At 34.9% G+C, this 17,897-nt stretch carries 21 protein-coding genes and 1 pseudogene; 15 read left to right on the top strand and 7 right to left on the bottom strand.

The features are described from left to right. The first annotated feature begins 176 nt into the window (after positions 1-176). Positions 177-863 carry an IS6 family transposase gene (locus JOC59_RS07995; RefSeq protein ID WP_205144262.1) on the top strand — a complete coding sequence of 229 codons (687 nt, stop codon included), beginning with the start codon at positions 177-179 and terminating at the stop codon, positions 861-863. 308 nt (positions 864-1,171) lie between these two features. Here the strand turns inward: JOC59_RS07995 and JOC59_RS07990 are convergent, their stop codons facing one another. Beyond that, positions 1,172-1,786, bottom strand: a complete 615-nt coding sequence (locus JOC59_RS07990; RefSeq protein ID WP_205144260.1) for a TetR/AcrR family transcriptional regulator — start codon at positions 1,784-1,786, stop codon at positions 1,172-1,174. A gap of 620 nt (positions 1,787-2,406) precedes the next feature. On the opposite strand from JOC59_RS07990, the gene JOC59_RS07985 reads away from it, so the two are divergent. After that, positions 2,407-3,957, top strand: a complete 1,551-nt coding sequence (locus JOC59_RS07985; RefSeq protein ID WP_205144259.1) for a GH25 family lysozyme — start codon at positions 2,407-2,409, stop codon at positions 3,955-3,957. 113 nt (positions 3,958-4,070) lie between these two features. On the opposite strand, the gene JOC59_RS09485 is transcribed toward JOC59_RS07985, so the two are convergent. Together JOC59_RS09485 and JOC59_RS09480 are read right to left on the bottom strand one after the other, a co-directional pair. Then, positions 4,071-4,259, bottom strand: coding sequence for an LPXTG cell wall anchor domain-containing protein (locus JOC59_RS09485; RefSeq protein WP_250966299.1), 189 nt, complete (start codon positions 4,257-4,259; stop codon positions 4,071-4,073). A gap of 60 nt (positions 4,260-4,319) precedes the next feature. Continuing rightward, positions 4,320-4,451, bottom strand: a pseudogene (locus tag JOC59_RS09480) (Cna B-type domain-containing protein); the annotation flags it as partial. Between the two features lie 17 nt (positions 4,452-4,468). Between JOC59_RS09480 and JOC59_RS07975 the strand changes: the two are divergent. Further along, positions 4,469-4,717: a Rossmann-fold NAD(P)-binding domain-containing protein gene (locus JOC59_RS07975; protein ID WP_205144258.1), complete on the top strand. Its 249-nt coding sequence runs from the start codon at positions 4,469-4,471 to the stop codon at positions 4,715-4,717. Positions 4,718-4,817: 100 nt separating this feature from the next. Here JOC59_RS07975 and JOC59_RS07970 read toward each other — a convergent pair whose 3' ends face one another. After that, positions 4,818-5,714: a hypothetical protein gene (locus JOC59_RS07970; protein WP_205144257.1), complete on the bottom strand. Its 897-nt coding sequence runs from the start codon at positions 5,712-5,714 to the stop codon at positions 4,818-4,820. Between the two features lie 350 nt (positions 5,715-6,064). Here JOC59_RS07970 and JOC59_RS07965 point away from each other — a divergent pair, with 350 nt between their 5' ends. From JOC59_RS07965 to JOC59_RS07945, 5 genes are all read left to right on the top strand, one after another. Continuing rightward, positions 6,065-6,589 carry a sigma-70 family RNA polymerase sigma factor gene (locus tag JOC59_RS07965; protein WP_205144256.1) on the top strand — a complete coding sequence of 175 codons (525 nt, stop codon included), beginning with the start codon at positions 6,065-6,067 and terminating at the stop codon, positions 6,587-6,589. After that, positions 6,577-7,278 (top strand): hypothetical protein, encoded by a 702-nt coding sequence (locus tag JOC59_RS07960; protein WP_205144255.1) that lies wholly within the window; start codon positions 6,577-6,579, stop codon positions 7,276-7,278. The genes JOC59_RS07965 and JOC59_RS07960 overlap by 13 nt, the downstream gene beginning before the upstream one ends. A gap of 96 nt (positions 7,279-7,374) precedes the next feature. Beyond that, positions 7,375-7,581 carry a hypothetical protein gene (locus JOC59_RS07955; RefSeq protein ID WP_205144254.1) on the top strand — a complete coding sequence of 69 codons (207 nt, stop codon included), beginning with the start codon at positions 7,375-7,377 and terminating at the stop codon, positions 7,579-7,581. 17 nt (positions 7,582-7,598) lie between these two features. Continuing rightward, positions 7,599-7,853: a DUF2922 domain-containing protein gene (locus tag JOC59_RS07950; RefSeq protein ID WP_205144253.1), complete on the top strand. Its 255-nt coding sequence runs from the start codon at positions 7,599-7,601 to the stop codon at positions 7,851-7,853. Positions 7,854-8,236: 383 nt separating this feature from the next. Next, positions 8,237-8,626 carry a VOC family protein gene (locus tag JOC59_RS07945; RefSeq protein ID WP_205144252.1) on the top strand — a complete coding sequence of 130 codons (390 nt, stop codon included), beginning with the start codon at positions 8,237-8,239 and terminating at the stop codon, positions 8,624-8,626. Between the two features lie 32 nt (positions 8,627-8,658). Here JOC59_RS07945 and JOC59_RS07940 read toward each other — a convergent pair whose 3' ends face one another. Then, entirely contained in the window at positions 8,659-9,201 is a 543-nt protein-coding gene (locus tag JOC59_RS07940) for a VanZ family protein (protein WP_205144251.1), read from the bottom strand. Positions 9,202-9,497: 296 nt separating this feature from the next. Between JOC59_RS07940 and JOC59_RS07935 the strand changes: the two genes are divergently transcribed. After that, a complete protein-coding gene (locus tag JOC59_RS07935) occupies positions 9,498-9,827 on the top strand; it encodes an aggregation-promoting factor C-terminal-like domain-containing protein (RefSeq protein ID WP_205144250.1) in 330 nt (109 codons plus the stop codon). A gap of 170 nt (positions 9,828-9,997) precedes the next feature. Beyond that, positions 9,998-10,627 carry a uridine kinase gene (gene udk / locus JOC59_RS07930; protein ID WP_205144249.1) on the top strand — a complete coding sequence of 210 codons (630 nt, stop codon included), beginning with the start codon at positions 9,998-10,000 and terminating at the stop codon, positions 10,625-10,627. A gap of 143 nt (positions 10,628-10,770) precedes the next feature. Here the strand turns inward: udk and JOC59_RS07925 are convergent, their stop codons facing one another. Next, positions 10,771-11,607 carry a DUF368 domain-containing protein gene (locus tag JOC59_RS07925; RefSeq protein ID WP_205144248.1) on the bottom strand — a complete coding sequence of 279 codons (837 nt, stop codon included), beginning with the start codon at positions 11,605-11,607 and terminating at the stop codon, positions 10,771-10,773. 278 nt (positions 11,608-11,885) lie between these two features. On the opposite strand from JOC59_RS07925, the gene JOC59_RS07920 reads away from it, so the two are divergent. The 5 genes from JOC59_RS07920 (at position 11,886) to JOC59_RS07900 (ending at position 16,991) form a co-directional block, all read left to right on the top strand. After that, positions 11,886-12,257, top strand: a complete 372-nt coding sequence (locus JOC59_RS07920; RefSeq protein WP_205144247.1) for a cupredoxin domain-containing protein — start codon at positions 11,886-11,888, stop codon at positions 12,255-12,257. Positions 12,258-12,283: 26 nt separating this feature from the next. Next, on the top strand, positions 12,284-12,556 hold the full coding sequence (locus JOC59_RS07915) for a cupredoxin domain-containing protein (RefSeq protein ID WP_205144246.1): 273 nt from the start codon (positions 12,284-12,286) through the stop codon (positions 12,554-12,556). Further along, positions 12,553-14,472, top strand: coding sequence for a copper-translocating P-type ATPase (locus JOC59_RS07910; RefSeq protein ID WP_205144245.1), 1,920 nt, complete (start codon positions 12,553-12,555; stop codon positions 14,470-14,472). Before JOC59_RS07915 ends, JOC59_RS07910 begins: the two co-directional genes overlap by 4 nt. A gap of 373 nt (positions 14,473-14,845) precedes the next feature. After that, on the top strand, positions 14,846-15,706 hold the full coding sequence (locus JOC59_RS07905) for a MetQ/NlpA family ABC transporter substrate-binding protein (protein WP_205144244.1): 861 nt from the start codon (positions 14,846-14,848) through the stop codon (positions 15,704-15,706). A gap of 181 nt (positions 15,707-15,887) precedes the next feature. Further along, positions 15,888-16,991: a hypothetical protein gene (locus JOC59_RS07900; RefSeq protein ID WP_205144243.1), complete on the top strand. Its 1,104-nt coding sequence runs from the start codon at positions 15,888-15,890 to the stop codon at positions 16,989-16,991. Between the two features lie 9 nt (positions 16,992-17,000). Here the strand turns inward: JOC59_RS07900 and JOC59_RS07895 are convergent, their stop codons facing one another. Then, on the bottom strand, positions 17,001-17,357 hold the full coding sequence (locus tag JOC59_RS07895; protein ID WP_205144242.1) for a rhodanese-like domain-containing protein: 357 nt from the start codon (positions 17,355-17,357) through the stop codon (positions 17,001-17,003). Positions 17,358-17,897 lie beyond the last annotated feature (540 nt).

Below are 17,897 nucleotides of genomic sequence, written 5' to 3'. Positions count from 1 at the left end.
GGCCAGGCCGCTCAGGAACAAGTTGCAGAAAAATCCGCCAAGGTTCCTGCAGAATAGGCCGAAGTCTCAAAAAAGGCCAGTTGTGAAGAGCCCAACATGTTCAAACGGTTCTGGTGCAAAAGTTTTCAGGTAAACTTATTTTGAGTATAATTAGCCTAAAAAGCGAGGTAGCTATGATGAAAAATTATTTTAAAGGGCGGCATTTCCAGAAAGACATTATTTTGGTAGCCGTCGGCTACTATCTTCGCTTCAGTTTAAGCTATCGGGATCTTGTTGAAATTTTGCGTGATCGGGGAATTGAGGTCCACCATACGACAATTATGCGTTGGGTTCATCACTATGGTCCAATCTTTAAATTGTTGTGGCGAAAGCAGCAACATGCCATTAGTCAGAGCTGGCGAATGGATGAAACCTATCTTAAAATTAAAGGGCGTTGGTATTACTTTTATCGAGCCATTGACAATCATGGATTAATATTAGACTTTGAATTGCGTCGTCATCGAGATTACCAATCCGCTTACCACTTCTTGAAACGGTTATTGACGACCTACGATCGCCCAGACTGTTTGGTAACCGATCAGTATGGAGCAACTTTAAAAGCGATTAAGCAAGTAATTAAAAATGGATTATTGGCGAAAGGAAATCACCAGTGCTCTAAGTATCGAAATAATCTGATCGAGCAAGATCATCGGCTGATTAAACATGTGTTAGTTAAATCTAGCGGGTTTCAATCTATGCGCACCGCCAGTAAAACTTTAAGTGGTATTGAAGTCATGCATCAGCTACATAAAATAAGCCAAAGAGCAATTAACCTCTTTGGTTTTTCAGCGTTACAATCATTAACCGAATTATTAGCAAACTAGCCCGCAAATGATTATCAAACAGGGTTAAATTGCTCCTTTTATTATTTTTGCACCAGAGCCCTAATTATTTGGATATGTTCTTATATTTTGGCGTTTATTATCTGCGGGGTTAATTGTGAAACCGTTAGCTTTAAACGGAATGCGAACTGCTAGTCGTTACTTTGCAAATAAGATTGTCTAGGCATAATAAAACCCCTTTGATTGAATTGTTTTAATCGAAGGGGTGATTATTTTTGAAGTCTTTTAACTTTTGCTACTGATAAACATAACTATATGGATATAAGGGGATAAAAATGACTTGAAACCAGTCAGAGTAGTTGATAAGGTTCATCAAATGAAAGATTTTGTAAGGGTGACAAGGTACAGCTTTCACTAATAATTTTAACTAAAACTTTAGGATCTTCTGGATCTTCACGATATAACCAAAAAATAAACATATTCGTAATATGACTTACCAAACCATTAATTGCATAATCATCAGGAACCCGACCAGATAATTTAGCGTTATGGTTAGCTAACTCAGCTATGAATCTATTTTTAAAAATTCGACCTAAACGTGGCCGTAGTCGATAATCACCATGTGATGAAAATAGGGCTAATAATGTGTCCCGTTTACTAGCTAAAAATAAGATTGTTTTTTCAAAAACGGCAGCATTGTGGATATAAGCCATGGCAATTGTTGGTTCAGCTGGGATTTTTGCATAATCAGCATCTAGTGCAGCACTGTAGTCTTCAACTAAGTTTTGTTCAATAAATAGCAATAAATCATCTTTGTCAGTAAAATGCGTGTAGAAGGTGGTTCGATTAATCTCAGCAAAATCGGTGATATCTGAAACACTAATATTGGCATATGGTTTAGTTGCTAATAATTTTATGAGAGCATTTTTAATATTTTCAGTAGTGTGTTGGGTTCTTTTGTTCATACAAAGTCCTCTAATTCTGTCGTCTAAATATAGTATTATTATAGCTTTATTGTGAATTACTGTTCAAGGTATATTTAATCAATTTATAAGTCATTTTGATTAAATATAGCCGTAACATGTAAAATATGAATTATTTTTGTTATTTGACTGTAAAAATAGTGCAATTATACAAAAAAATTAATTTTAAAATATAATAAAACTTCTGCCATTTAAATTAACTAACCTTAATATCTATGCTTACTTATAAAAAAAGATGTAAATACGATGATTGATAAGCGCTTTTCTTCACAACGATGATAGCCTATATGTTGCTTTAGTATTAGATAATTAAAGGCTTTTAAATATTACGCTAATTAAAAATTATGTAGAGTAATTGATGTTTTTAAGCAAATGCATAAGTAAAAAAGTTCCTAGTAAAATTAAAGCAAGGACTTTTGACTACGTATTTTATGTGGCTAACCTTGTACCAATAATACTGTAGCAGCTAAGTATTAATACTTTATAACTGTTTTAACCACGATAATTATAAGTTAAAAATTAAATAAAGTTTAAAATTACAACTAGTATTTTTAAGATCATTTAGTGATAATTAAAATAGTTTAAAATTTGGGAGATGGAATATGGCTTTAAGAAAAAAAATAATAATTATTGGGATCATGTTGGTTATAGGATGGTTGAATATTAATTCGCCAAGAGTATCGGCAAAAACATTTGAGCAAGGGGTCGATTGGTCGATTTATCAAGGTATTAATGGTAAAAAAGGCTATATAAACGATAAATTTGCGATAATTCAAGCTGGTGGAATTAGTGCGAATGGTAATTTATATCAGCAATCAACTTATCAAACACAAGTGACTGCAGCGACTGTCAGTGGTTTAAGAGCGCACACATATATTTGGTATCAAGTAGGTAGTAGCCTGAGGAAAGCTCAAACGGTGTTAAATTATTTTTTACCTAAAGTTGTTACACCTAAAAACTCAATTGTGGCCTTAGATTATGAAAGTGGGGCGACAAGTAATGTTAGTGATAACACAAAGGCTGTTTTAAAGGGGATGGATATGGTTAAGCAAGCTGGCTATACACCCTTACTTTATACCTATACCTCGTATTTAAAAAATGTTGATAAAAATATGATTTTAGCAAAGTATCCAAATTCACTATGGCTAGCAAGTTATCCATATAAGGCAGTTAGAAATGTTCCTGATTTTAAATATGCCCCTGTTGTTGACGGAATGGCCATGTGGCAATTTACTAGTAATTATATCAATGGTGGCTTAGATGGAAATGTTGATTTATTAGGTGTGACGTACAATGGTTATCAGTCGACGAATGCTGGGACAAGTAACACTAATACAAATAATGGTACCAGTTCTGTGACACCTACACCGACCGTTACACCAGGAGCGGCAACAAAACCAGTACCTAGTGCTAGTTCTAAGACAGTAACTAATAATGGCTTAAAAAAGGGCCAAGCAGTAGTTGTTACTGCTAATACTGATTTTTGGTTAGATGATTTTAGTGTCTTAACTACTAAAGAAGCAAATGATGTTTATACGATTAAAAAAATTGCTAGCGATCAAACGACTGTCACGTTAAGTAATAATCATCAAGTTGATAGTTCTGCTTTACTTGGAGCAACCGCTCAACAAATTGCTGATAAACGAAAAACACCTAAAAAGGTTTGGCAAGTTACCACAACCGGGTTAGCGTTGCATAGTAACGTTGTTTTAACAAACGATGCTGATTTTTGGACGGATGATTATACTGATATATCAAAAAACGCAGCCAATGCATTGTATACAATTAATAAAATTACTGACAAGGGGGCTACGGTAGTTTTAAATAATGGTCATCAAATTGATGCCAATGAAATTGAGCAAGCAAGTGCGCAACAAGTCGCTGCCGGTTTTAAAAAAATTATTAATAAAATAATTAAACATGTTGTTAAAATTGATAGTAAAAATTACTATACCGCAGCTAATCAAGTTGTGATTACTAAAAACACTTATGTATATCAGCAACTCAAGTTTAGTAAAAATAAGCGAGTTAAGTTATTAAAAAAGGGTACAGTAGTCAAAGTCAAAAGTGTTGTTCAACATGGTAAAACAAGTCGCTTGGAAGTTAAAGCAGGTTATATTACAGGTAATCGCACTTTTAGCCAATTAAAGTAAGTTATTAAAAAGTTATAAGTTTAAAATGCTAAAACCCCCTACGTTATTCTGAAGTTAAACGTAGGGGGTTCTTTAGTGTAAAGATTATTTATTATTATTTAAATTACTTCATCTTAGTTGCTACGCTTGTTACGTTTATAGAAGTAGAAACTACTACTACCAACCACAATTATTAGTAATATGAAACCAATTAATGTTAAATAATTCCGTTTCATATCAGTTTTTGGTAACAAGGTATTTTTAGTTTTAGGTGTTATATAGCTAGGAATACTTGTTGTTGACAATGTTGTTTGACTAGCCACTTTGTTAGTCTTATTAGGCACTACTGGTTTAGTAGGTGTTACCACATGGGTATTAGTAATAACGGCATTGGTATCATCAAGTTGGTTAACTTGAGCGGTATACCCAGTTGGTGTATCAACTTCTTTGACGGTATAACTAATTTTATGACCATCAGCATTTAATGGTAAATTATTGAAAGTATATTGCCAAATATTTTAGTGATGAATGGTTGATTCACAATAGTGGGTTAACATATACAATTTTACAACCCGGTCCTTTAACTGAACAAATTGGAAGCGGCCGGGTGACCTTAAATACCGCAGATGCAAAGACTAATTCGATTGATAATGTGGTTGCTGTGTTAGTTGCAAGTTTAAACTTACCTCAGACCTATCAGCAAGTTATTAGTATGGCTGATGGGCCAGATTTAGTAAAAACGGCCCTTACAAATTTTGGAAAAATTAGGGATCAGGAGTAAGGGTTATTTTATTCTAAGACATAAAAAAGGTCTGGGCATCGGCTCAGATCTTTTTTTGATTAATATAAATTAATGAATAGGCATACTATCAGCATTGCAATTAGTGGTTAGTAGGTAGCTCATTATTAACATGATTACGGAGAACTTGCTGATAGTGTTGATAATTTTTAAAACTATTACTAGTTGTATGGCAAAAAAGCTTGCGAAAGTTATCTTGTGCTTGGATTAAAACATCAATTAAGTCATCACCAACCAAATACGGATCAAAAATCGGTCCAAATAAATTAGTTAGAAGGCAAATAAATTGTTCGTAATAGTGGATCTCAAGTTGCTCGCTCGTGATGAGCGGTGTGATTTGATTTTTGGTGGTTGCCGTGTTAATCGGACCAATTAGTTTTTGCATATTAGTGGTTAGCTGCAAGGGGGCGTGTAACCGCCAATTATTTAAATAATGCTCATGATTAACAATTGCTAAATTATTATGATGAACTACTAAGGCATTATGAATAATACTAGTAATCTCTTCAATGGGCCGATGGCTGATAATTGTTAATTTTTGCCGATAGCAACTAACTTTTAAATGCAATCGATTACGACATCGATGCTGGCTAACTATGTTACTAATATTACTTAAATTAATCCATTCACTAGGATGCTTATTATAATTGGACAACGGTAATAACACAAAGGCCTCGGTAATAATTGGTAAAACGGGTGGCAGTTTTAATTTTAAAGCTTGTAACGTCAAGATGGTTCTTAAAATGGTTGCATCAAAACCTTGTAGTAGATTTTTAATTAGACAATTAGTGGAAACTAACACTTCAATTGGTGTTGAAAAGCGCCGATCAAACACGAGACTGTATTGCGAATTAAAAGGTGAAATAAAAATGGCCTCAGTGGAGCTACAAATTGCACCATATTCTGTGGCGGTTAGTTGCTTGATTGGTTTTGAGTAATCAAGCATTGGTAATTTACTGCGTGAAATACGTTTTTTCATAACTAATCCCTCTAAATTTATAATACGTAGTTTAGTTTGGTAAGAGATTAAATTATTATTTTTATTATACCTTAATAATTAAAATGACTAGTGCGCCGTAAAAAAATGAATAATAAATTATGTAACAGCTGTTAGCAATTGATTTAGCGGTATTTTATCGATTTAAATTTATTAAAAATAGTATTGATTTACTTTTATAATAATTAATTAGTACTCGCAAAAGGTTGATAGACCAATGATTTCTGGACATTAGGAGGCGCATTAAATTAGTTTAAAACATTTTAGGCGCCTCATGTGCATAAATGTTATTGATATGCTAGGACCACAAATAAAATTAGTGAGGTATGAGTATGGATCCACAAGTAGCCTATCAAGTAATTAGTAGTAATGAAAGTCAAGCAACGATTTATGGTGTTTTACGCCATCTGGATTTAAAACCTAATCATCCCAATTATGAGGACTATGTTCAAGAAGCATGGGTTGTATTTTATTTATGGTTACAAGAGCCCAAAGCCAAGTGGTTAAGCCCAAAACAACAACGTAGTATTGGCTATACTAGAATGTATCGCCATTTGATTAATTTATTAATTCATGATCAACGGCATGCCCAACACCGTGATGATGGCGACGTCCCCAGTGTCATGCAATTAATTACGAATGATACTCCTAAATGGCAATTAGACTGGTTAGGGTTACCGTTAAGTACCCGGCAATTAAAAATTATTTGGTATTTGGTTGAATATGGTGAAAACCAACAAGTGGTGGCTCAAAAGCTAGGGGTTAATCGTAAAACAATTCAGCGTGAATTAAGCGCAATTCGCAAAATAATACGCGCAAATAATTTAATAGCCGAGGTTAAAAAATGCAAAATTTAATTAAGCATACCCTAAAGCAAGACAATTACACAATCTTAGCGAACGCAAATATTACCAATTCGGCGCTTAGCTTACGGGCACGCGGATTATTAGCATTACTATTATCGTTACCAAGTGATTGGAAAGTTAGAAAAACTTGGTTATATAAGCAAAGTAAACTTGAAGGACGGGATGCGATTAATCGTGCTTGGCAAGAATTAAAAAAGCATGGCTATATTGAGCAACAAAAAATATTGGATAATAAAACGAAACGAATTATCGATCATCAATTCATTATTAATGAAATGCCTAAAATAAAGCCTAGTGGACCAACCACGTTACTGGAAAACCAGGGAACGGCTTCTCAGACTCCTGATAATGGACCACTACAAAGGACTAATATAAAAAAGACTAAAACAACAAATACTGAAAAAATAACTAAAAGCGGTGATGAAAAATATATATATTGGCAAACGCAATTGGAAACGGCCCTTAATCATGCATTTAATAATTTTGAAAAAAGAGAATTGGTACACATGCTGACTACTGGTAAGTATACGGACGAACAATTAGCATTTGCCACTAATGTTGCTGGGTTAGCGCATGCTAAATCACTTAATTATGTAACACAGGTACTACAAAATACTAGTAAGGCCATGCAAAGGCCAACCCAGTTTGTTGATATTCCGTTAGAAAATATTTTTATTTAAAAAAATGTCGCAATTTTCAAAGATGAATTGACTGTATAAGTGTAAGATAACTTGGCCAAGGGACTTGCAAATAAATATTATCGGAGTGATATAGACATGATAGAAGAAAAAAACTTATTAGTTGTAATTCAAGATCCGGCAAAACTAAAGACAGTAACTGCGAAACGTTTTACTGATATCAGTGCGAATGTGACCATCGAAAAGGTCCGCCCAGTAATTCATGCGTTAGCTGAAATTTGGGATTTTGGGGATATTGAACGCTTAGATTTTGTAGAAACTCATTCAAATGAATACAACGGATAATCAAAGGAGCTTAACCCATGGAAAATGAAACAAGTAAAAAATTAGTGTTAACATTTAAAAATGCTGCAGGTAAGACTAAGACATTAGTTATTCCTAAATATAAGCAACCACTAGATGCAACTAAAATTCAACAAGCGATGGCTGCAATGGTAGCGGGTGCAATTTTTGTTGATCAAGATGGGCAAACAAAATATGTAACCCCAATTAGTGCTGAGGAAGTTATTACTGAAAGTAAAATGATTATTAATTTAAAGGTCGCACCACAAAAGTAGGTTAATACCGGGAAAGTTGGGGGATATTAGTTGAGACAATTTTTAAAAATAGTAGAATTATTAGTAATTGTAGACGTTTTAATTAGTTGGGATTTAACCGAGCAACAGTGGCAATTTATTTACCTGTTACTTAATTAACTAATAAAACGCGTGATGCCATAACCATAACCAACAAATCCATAAAAAAGCACATAATTGTCAAGAGCCTGAATTTATCAAAATTCAGGCTCTTTTTTACATTGTATTAACCGTTTTTGCGCCCACAATTGCTAATCAAAAAAAGATGCTTAAAACTGATTAGTAGGGTGGTATCGGTTAAAGCATGCTAAAATGAAATAATTATTGGTAAGTTTTTAGCTATAATCAGTAGAAAGGATTGATAAATGTTAAATCATCTTGAAATTAATGTTAGTAATTTAGCAACAAGCAAAGTTTTTTATACGTTATTGCTATCAGAACTAGGCTACGTAAGTTTTCAAACCTGGGAGCAGGGGTTTAGTTTTAAAAAGGATAATTTTTATCTGGTATTTGTGCAAACGGAAGCTAAGTATCTTGATAAACCGTACCATCGGAAAAACGTTGGCTTGAATCATTTAGCATTCTCGGTTTTGAATAAACAGACTGTCAATGATTTACGTTTAAAGTTAATTGCGTTTGGGGTAGAGGAACTTTACCCGGCGCAGTTTCCTTATGCTGGGGGGCCACAACATTATGCAATGTATTTTGAAGATCCGGACCGAGTGAAAATTGAAATCGTGGCGCAGCCTTGCTAAAATGAACAGAACCTCCCGCGTTGTTTCACACTTTAAATATAGCTATATTGGGTTAATGAAAACCGTTTAATAATATTGGTGACAACGGTTTTATTTAAAATCGTAATAACGCTATAGCCAACAATCACGCCAAGCATATTAGTAATAATGTCATTAACATCAACACTGCGACCGATGTTAAATAGTAAATCATAAATAAATTGGGTTGTTTCAATTAATAAGCCCGTCCCGAGACCGATTAGTAGCATATTAAGTAATGAAGTCCGTTTAATTAAATAAAGATAACAACCTAAAGGAACCGTCATTAGAATATTTAAGAAGAAGTCAGATGTTAAGGCATTAAATGGGATAAGGTTAATTGTCACTCGATGGAATAAAAGGGCACTGGTATGCCAACTAGCCACAGGTCGGAAGGTTAAATAAATCACAACAATTAAGTAGCTTAATAATGAACTACGGGTGATTAGTTCCCAATAATTACTTAAGATTGGCTTTTGAATAACTAAAAGACGGAATAGGCCTAAAACTAAACTACAGTTAATAATAACTGGTAACCATTGAATTGATGTGATCATAACAGAACCTCCTACTTTTTATCCTAATAAAGAGCCTAGCAACTGTGACTTAAATCAAGATTAAAGTTCGTTGACTAGCTTAGGTTGTAATAAAGCGCTAATGCTTAAAATGCTAAATTAATGCTCGCCTTATTTTTGTAATCTTTGTAATAAGATATTCATTTTAGCCGATAAAAGTAATTATTTTTAAAAAAATAGGTAATCATAGTGCAATCACAATTAGCTAAGATAAACACATGATAAAATTTAAAGAAAATAAACTAATAAAAAAAATAATTATAAGTACGCTTGTGTTAATGACGATGTTTGCAGTGGTCGCACCGGTAGCAAATACCCAAACAGTAGCTGCCTCAGTAACATCAAATAAAAAAGCAGTGGATACGCTAGCAAAGAAAAAGTATCACTGGAACAAAACGCAAATTAAATATCTGCATAAAGTAATCAAATATGAATCTGGTTGGAAATTAAACGCAAGAAACGGTCAGTACTATGGCCTATTCCAAACGACTAACGTACGTGATAAATCAGCAAAGGGGCAAGCAAAACAAGGTTTGAAATACATTCACAGTCGTTATGGAAAACCTTCTGGTGCTTGGGCGCATATCAAGAGCTATCGTTGGTATTAAAAAATATTTAGAAAAGCGATTAGGCATGTGATGACTATCGCTTTTTTTAATATATTAAGAACTTTAATATTATCAATGAAATTACCCTTAAAAGGTATGTCGAGGAGACTCAATTTGTAGTAAAATAACTATTGATATAAAAAAGTAGATATTAAGGATAGGATAAAACGATGACAAAAAAACAGCCAATCGTAATTGGAGTAACCGGTGGCTCCGGCTCAGGTAAAACTACCGTCACGCAAGCAATTTTAGATCAATTGAAGGGTGAATCAATTTTAGTTTTACAACAAGATTATTACTATAATAATCAAGATGATATGAGTATGGCAGAGCGTTTGGCTGTTAATTATGACCATCCTGATGCCTTTGATACCGAGCTATACTTACACGATATTAAAACACTAATCGCTGGTTCTGCGATTGAAGCACCAGTATATGATTACAAAGAATTTACCCGTTCAGCGCAAACCCGCCATATTGAAACGGCTGATATCATTATTTTAGAAGGAATTATGATTTTTAATGACGAGCGGTTACGGAATTTAATGGATATTAAAGTGTATGTCGATACTGATGATGATATTCGCTTTATTCGCCGCTTACAACGAGACGTTGCTGAAAGGGGACGGACAGTTGACTCAGTTATTGGGCAATATTTAGCAACGGCTAAGCCAATGTATCACCAGTTTATTGAACCAACTAAGCGCTATGCTGACTTAATTGTTCCTGAAGGTGGGGAAAATCAAGTAGCAATTGATTTGCTAACATTAAAAGCACGTGACATTCTCAAGGGTGAATAAGTAAGCATCAAATTACGCGTTATTGGGTACAAAAAGGCCCTATTACGAAGGTAACAGGGCCTTACATTATTGATAAATAATTTTTAGGTAATAAGCTACTACATAGGTGGGGGGGCTTATTACCTTTTTTGTGCTAAGGTGCGTTATTTATATTTTTCTTCTAATGTACTCATCCAATAACCTAAGCTGATTCCTAAGCCCAAAAGAAGCAGGCTAATACCCCAACTAATGCCTGTAAAATTTTGATAATCGGCTACAGGCGGGATCAGAATTAAAAAAGTGGAACTAATAACAATCCCTAAAATAAAATGATAGACTTTGTTGTGATAGTTTTGCAAAAGGAAATGCATCAATTTAGATAAGAGCGCGAGGGTTAAAACTGCTCCAAGGGCCATCGGGATAAAAACGCCTAAGTCACCATTTTTAAAGCCAAGAAGCATTGGATCAAAAAGCCCCAAGTATAATAGTAGATTTGAAGGACTTAGGCCAGGGACAATTATCCCCAGTGCAAGTAGACTACCGGCTAAGATCCAAGCAAAAAAGTTAATAGGGATCGTCCCAAAGATTGATGTCATATTATATAAGAAAAAACTCCCGAAAACGGTAGTACTAATTAAAAGTAGCCAGTCACCCTTAGTCCGGGAGTGTGTAGTACTAGCCTTGAATAGGCTCGGAATCGTCCCGATAATGGCACCGGCAAACCCCCACAAAACAATTGCTTGATAAGTTGATAATAAGTACGCGAGCGGATTGCTCAATAAAATAATCCCCGTTAAGCCACCTAAACCAACTGGTAAAAAAAAGCGGACATTTGCACTAAAGTTTTGGCGAATATGCGCCATGAAAGCTAACAAACGTTCATAGATACCTAAAATAGCAGCTAAAACACCACCGGAAATGCCAGGTAAAATGAAACCAAGGGCAATAAAAAGTCCTTTAATAAAGCGGATAAACCAATTTTTAAGATTATTTGAATTCATAAGGGAAGCCTTTCGGTTATGGGAAGCGATGCTAACTAACTATATGTATTTAATGAAAACTCTAGTTAACAATTTTAAATAATAATGATATGTTATAGCTTATCAAAAATTCGAAAATTAGCAAAGAAAAAAAATTTTGCAGTTAGTTAAAATGTAAGCAAGCGGCTAACTGATCCAACAAATAATCGATGAGGAATGCTTGCAAACTAGTTAAGGAAGATGTACTATAATTATAATTTACAACTGTAGACTAAAAATAAAAATTAAGGAGTAAAAAGATGAGTCAGTTAATTGTGTTAGTAGTTGGCATTCTTGCGATTTTATTTATTATTTGGTGGTTCTTTGGTAAACATCAAGTTGCGACTGGGGTGGCAGAAGTAGCCAGTAATGAACAAACGATTGCAATCAATGTCAGTGGTGGCTACTCACCGGAGGAAGTAACCTTAAAAAAAGGGATTCCAGCGGTGTTAACTTTTACCCGGCAAGATCCATCTAGTTGCTTGGATCATATTGTTTTTCCTGATTTTGGTATTAACAAAGCGTTACCAAAAAATGAACCAGTAACGGTTAAAATCGATACGACCAAACCAGGTGAATATACATGGGCGTGTGGGATGGATATGTTTCATGGTAAATTAACAATCAAATAATTAGTGAAGTAATGGAGGCATGTAAGATGAGTAAAGATGTACAAGTAGTTGAAATTATTGTAGATGGTGGCTACCAACCTAATGTAGTTAATCTTAAAGCAGGACAACCAGCACAATTAAAGTTTACCCGGGTCAATGAAAAAGGATGTCTAGATACGGTACAATCAAATGATTTAGCCTTTAGCGCAAAGTTACCCGTGAATGAAGAAGTTACGATTGCGATCGCCCCACAAGAAGCAGGGACATATGCTTTTAGTTGTGGCATGAATATGTTTAAAGGAAAGGTGGTTGTGGCATGAATGTAACGCGGCGGTTTATTATATCGCTAATCTTTGCACTACCAATGCTTATTGAAATGGTGTTAAAACCCTTTGGCTGGATGTTGCCAGGTCAAAATTGGACGATGTTTGTACTGACGACCGTCATCATGCTAGTGGCGGCACGGCCATTTTTACAAAGTGCGTGGGCATCATTTAAAAAGCATCATGCTAACATGGATACACTTGTTGCCATTGGGACATTTACCGCCTATCTCTACAGTATTTATGCACTGTTTACGAAGCAACCCGTCTTCTTTGAAAGTGCGGCTTTAGTAATTACATTTGTTTTATTAGGGCAAGTTTTTGAAGAACGCATGCGAAAAAATGCTTCTAATGCAGTTGAAAAATTATTAAATCTGCAGGCGAAAGAAGCCGAAGTCATTCGCAACGGGACTAGTCAACTAATACCAATTGAGCAAGTTGTGATTGGTGATATTATCCGTGTTAAACCAGGGCAAAAGGTGGCCGTGGATGGAGTGATAACTGAAGGGACGTCGACAATTGATGAATCCATGGTAACGGGCGAAAGTATGCCGGTTGAAAAGCAGGTGGGGGATCCAGTGATTGGCGCGACGATTAACAGTAATGGGACTTTTTTATTCAAAGCCCAAAAAATTGGAAATGAAACCATGTTAGCGCAAATTGTTGACTTAGTAAAAAAAGCCCAAACAAGTCACGCCCCAATTCAAAAGTTAACGGATAAGGTTTCTGATATATTTGTCCCCATTGTTTTAATAATTGCGTTAGCGACACTATTATGCTGGTATGTTTTCTTAGGAGCATCATTGGCAACAGCACTCATTTTTGCAGTTTCAGTTGTCGTTATTGCGTGTCCATGTGCATTGGGGTTAGCAACACCAACAGCGTTAATGGTTGGCACAGGTCGGAGTGCTAAGCGCGGTGTCTTAATTAAAAATGGTGAAGTCCTAGAAGCAGTCAATCATGTTGATACGGTGATTTTTGATAAAACTGGCACAATTACGGTTGGGAAACCAACGGTAACAGATGTCGTTGGTGATATGAAACAAGTCTTAGGGGTGGCTATGGCACTCGAAGCTAACTCAGAGCATCCCTTAGCTGCGGCAATTATGCAAAAAGGGCAAGCCAGTCATTTAACTAATAACGCACAAGTCAATACCTTTAAGGCGATTGAAGGTAAGGGGGTTACTGCATTTGTTGATGGCCAAGCTGCGTTTGTTGGTAATATAAAGCTGTTAGCTGATTATACAATTAGTGAAGAACTAAGAGACACGATGATGACGTTACAAAATGATGCTAAGACCGTTGTATTAGTCGGCATTAAGCAAGCTGTAATCGGTTTGATTGCTATTCAAGATATTCCAAAAGAAACTTCCAAGGCGGCAATTAGTGCGTTAAAAGGGCGGGGGCTCCAGACGGTTATGCTTACTGGTGACAACCAACGTGTAGCCGCGGCAATTGCAAAAGCCGTGGGCATTGATCAAGTGATTGCTGATGTATTACCAGAGGATAAAGCCAACAAAGTTACGGAATTTCAACAGCAACATACAGTCGCTTTTGTTGGTGATGGGATTAATGATGCACCGGCGTTAACGACAGCAGATGTAGGCATTGCTATGGGATCAGGCACGGATATTGCGATTGATGCTGGGGGCATTATTTTAGTGAAAAATGATCTTCGCGATGTTGCCTTGGCACTTGATTTGAGTAAAAAAACGTTTAATCGTATCAAACAAAACTTATTCTGGGCGTTCATTTATAATGTTTTGGGAATTCCGGTTGCGGCTGGTGCTTTCTATTCAATGGGAATCATCTTGAGTCCAGAATTAGCCGGTTTAGCGATGGCTTTTAGTTCATTATCAGTGGTGATTAGTTCATTATTATTAAATGTCCAACGTATTAAGACAGTCCAGTGAGATAATTACTTAATTAGGACAAGTTATGTTTAATTTAAACATGACATTTTAAAAAATAATGAGTATATTATGAGTGCATTCTAATATTGAGATTGGGAAGAGTATCTGAGGCGCTATTTAACAGCGACTGTCAATTGGTGAAAAGACAGATTTAGCTAATCAGTGAAGATGAGCCCAGCTGTAGTTTAATTGTGCAAGCAATTAAGCCGGAAATGGTCCGTTATCAAGCCAAAACTATTAAAGAAGTAGTTGATAAGATCCAGGCTATGAAGTGTGGATAAATGTAGGTGGTACCGCGAATTAATCGTCCTATCAGTATGATAATAATACTGATGGGACGTTTTTTATTGCTAAATTATATGAGGTAAAGGATATGAATTATAAAATAATTGGCCTTTCATTAGGAATTGGATTATTAAGTGTCGGACTAGTTGCTTGTGGTAGTCAAAAGAGTAGTAGTGCAACTAAGCAACAAAACATTACGATTGGTTCAATGGGCGGGGATGCCCAAATCTGGCGTTATATTGCTAAATCTAGTCAAGCTAAAAAAGCGGGGTTAAAGATTACCGTTAAGGAGTTTACAACTGGGCCATCGTTAAACACCGCGACTGCAAATGGGCAAGTTGATGTGAATGCCTTTCAATCATATGCATATTACGAAGCATATAATGCCGCTAAAAGTAATACCAAAAAACTAGCAGTCCTAGGCACAACTTATTTAGAGCCAGTAGGGATATATTCGAATAAGTATAAAAAATTAAGTGCCATTAAAACAGGGGCAACGGTCGCAATTGCGAATAACCCAGCAAATGCGGCGCGTGATCTATTATTACTAAAATCGGCCGGCTTAATTAAATTAAAGAAAAACTTTAATCCCGGTACCGGAACAGAAAAAGATATTATCGCAAATCCAAAAAAATTAAAAATTACAGAAATTGATGATACGACAGGCCCCCGTGTTTTAAAAAGTGTTGACTTGGTATTAATTAATAACACGATTGCGACAGAAGGTGGGTTAAATGTCTTGAAAGATTCAATCTATCATGAAAAAATTAGTGCCGAAACGAAAACTGCAATTAATATTTTAGCAACCGCTAAAAAAGAAGCAAATAATAAACAATATTTAAAATTAGTTAAACTTTATCAGTCAGCGTTTGTAAAAAAATACGTTGAAAAGGAGTTTAATGGGACAAAAGTAGCAGTTAATAAACCAATTTCTTATCTAACAAAATAATAATAAGTGCTACCCAAAAAACTAAGTAATGGCAGATCGAAGCTATTATTTAGTTTTTTTAATGATTATTAAGGGATAATTAAAAAATTTAAATTAAATCACTTTTTAATCAATAATGTTGAAAATTACATACCAAAGGACCGTTGCAATTGCTTAGCTAAAAAGAAAGGACTGCGAGCCAATGGTTACACATAATAAATTTTTATCAACTAAAATAGGTTATCGCCTCCTTTGGCCTATGTTACTGTTGATAATGCTCAGCCCCCAAAGTGTTTTAGCAGATTATAAAGTAGCCACCCCCGCTGCGCAAAATGATATTAGTTACACGACTGGTTCACATGCAAGTGGCCATAAAATCACGCGGCTCGCTGAATTACCCATCACACTTACTTCACCTAAAATTACTAATAAAAATCAGGCAAAATATTATGATTATTATGGTTATGAGAATACGAATGATGATACGAGTGTGATTTATGGCGCGCCAACTAAGCAACAGCAAATGATATTAGCTGATTATGCCATTACCTTAATCAATTCATATCGGATCAAAAAAGGCTTAAGTAAGCTAGTTTTTGGTACTAAAATTGAGGATGCCACGCTCGCAGAAGTTAAGGTAAGAAATATTGAACAGAAAAATTTTGAACATATCAGTTTTAACAGGCGTGAACTAGCGCCGTTTAACGTACGTAGTCTTTATCTTAGTTCCGAAAATTTAGATTATTTTAATATGAATAAACCAACCATCCTATATGCTAAGGTACAGATTTTGAATATTATTACAGCCATGATCTATCAGGATGGTTACGAAAAAGATGGTCATCGCCTTAATTTTGAAAAGAGTGTCGGCATGGGCGTCGCGTTACAATATAATCCTAATTTTGGTGATCATTTGTATCAGGTTGTGTTTAAAGGTGTTGGGGCAATGAGTGTGAGTGGGCAAGTCATTGCTAATAAAAATTTTAATACCATTCCGCTATACACCGCATCAGAAATTTTAGCATTAAGAAGAAATAACCATACCAAATATAAAAAAATTAAAATTATCAAAAAAAAGCAAGCGGCCGCACGACAAGCCCTTAGAAAAAAACAAAAATTAGCTCTTAATAAAATTAAAAAACAGTACCAAATTGCGCAAAAAAGTTATTTAAAAAAGCCAACTAGGCAACGCCTAGCTAGCATCAAGAAATTAAAGAAAAAGTATTATGCGCTAAAAGTAAAGCAACAAATTGCCAATTATCAATTAATGAAAAAGCAGCAAAAACAAATTACTGCGCTCAAATAATTAATTAAACTATGAATCTGTCGGCAAGTTCATCTGGTACCAAACATCGACGCCACCAGGTAATTCATGTGCATCAAGCCCTGCGTCAAGAAGGGTAACAATCGCTTTCCGGCTCGCTAATGAACCTGCGTACCAATCACAAATGATATAAATTTTTTGTTTATCAAACTGTGGTAGTAGCGCGCGGAGCTCACTGTGGGGAATCGAATGTGCTGATTTAATATACTTAACGTGTTGTTCATCAGGGATCTTGCGAATATCAATTAAAAAATAAGGTGAATTTTTAGAAACAATACTCTGTGCGATAGCCTGCGGGGTTAAGTTATTGTTAATATTTTTACGTGCGGATGGATTTTTTTTTTGCATGTTCATATACCTATTTTTAATTAAAGTTTTCAGATGGTTAATATCTTAATTATGTTTATTATACTTTGTTATTAAATAAATTTAAATATAGACTAGCAAAGTTAGGTAGCATTAAGTAAATAACGGTTAAAAACACCTGGAAACATAGTTAAAAGTTATCAATAAAATTAGGATCATCTTTTTTAAGGTTTTTAAACTAAATAGTAGCCTTTATAGCAAAAATACTTTAGTATTATCTTTGTATTAGTGGGGGTTTCATATACATGGTGGTCGCTGCGGTATTCATTAGTAAGTAATGTAAGTACCGTACTGGATTAAAAAGGATGTTCAACTTGGTAAAGATGTCAGACATGATGTCTTTTTTTTATTAGCTGACAAATGGTACTGATAGACTAAATAATTAAATTAATTTATTAAGCAACTAATTCATAATTTGAATTAGTTGTTTTTTGTAATTTATCGCAAAATATGAATTTTTAAAGCTAATTAAAATACGCTGTCTGAAGTTTTCAAAATTTCTAAAACCGTATGCAATACGAC

The sequence above is a fragment of the Periweissella beninensis genome, assembly GCF_016908275.1.
In the GTDB taxonomy this organism is placed as follows: Bacteria; Bacillota; Bacilli; order Lactobacillales; family Lactobacillaceae; genus Periweissella; species Periweissella beninensis.
This window is presented reverse-complemented; position numbering and strand designations above follow the sequence as displayed.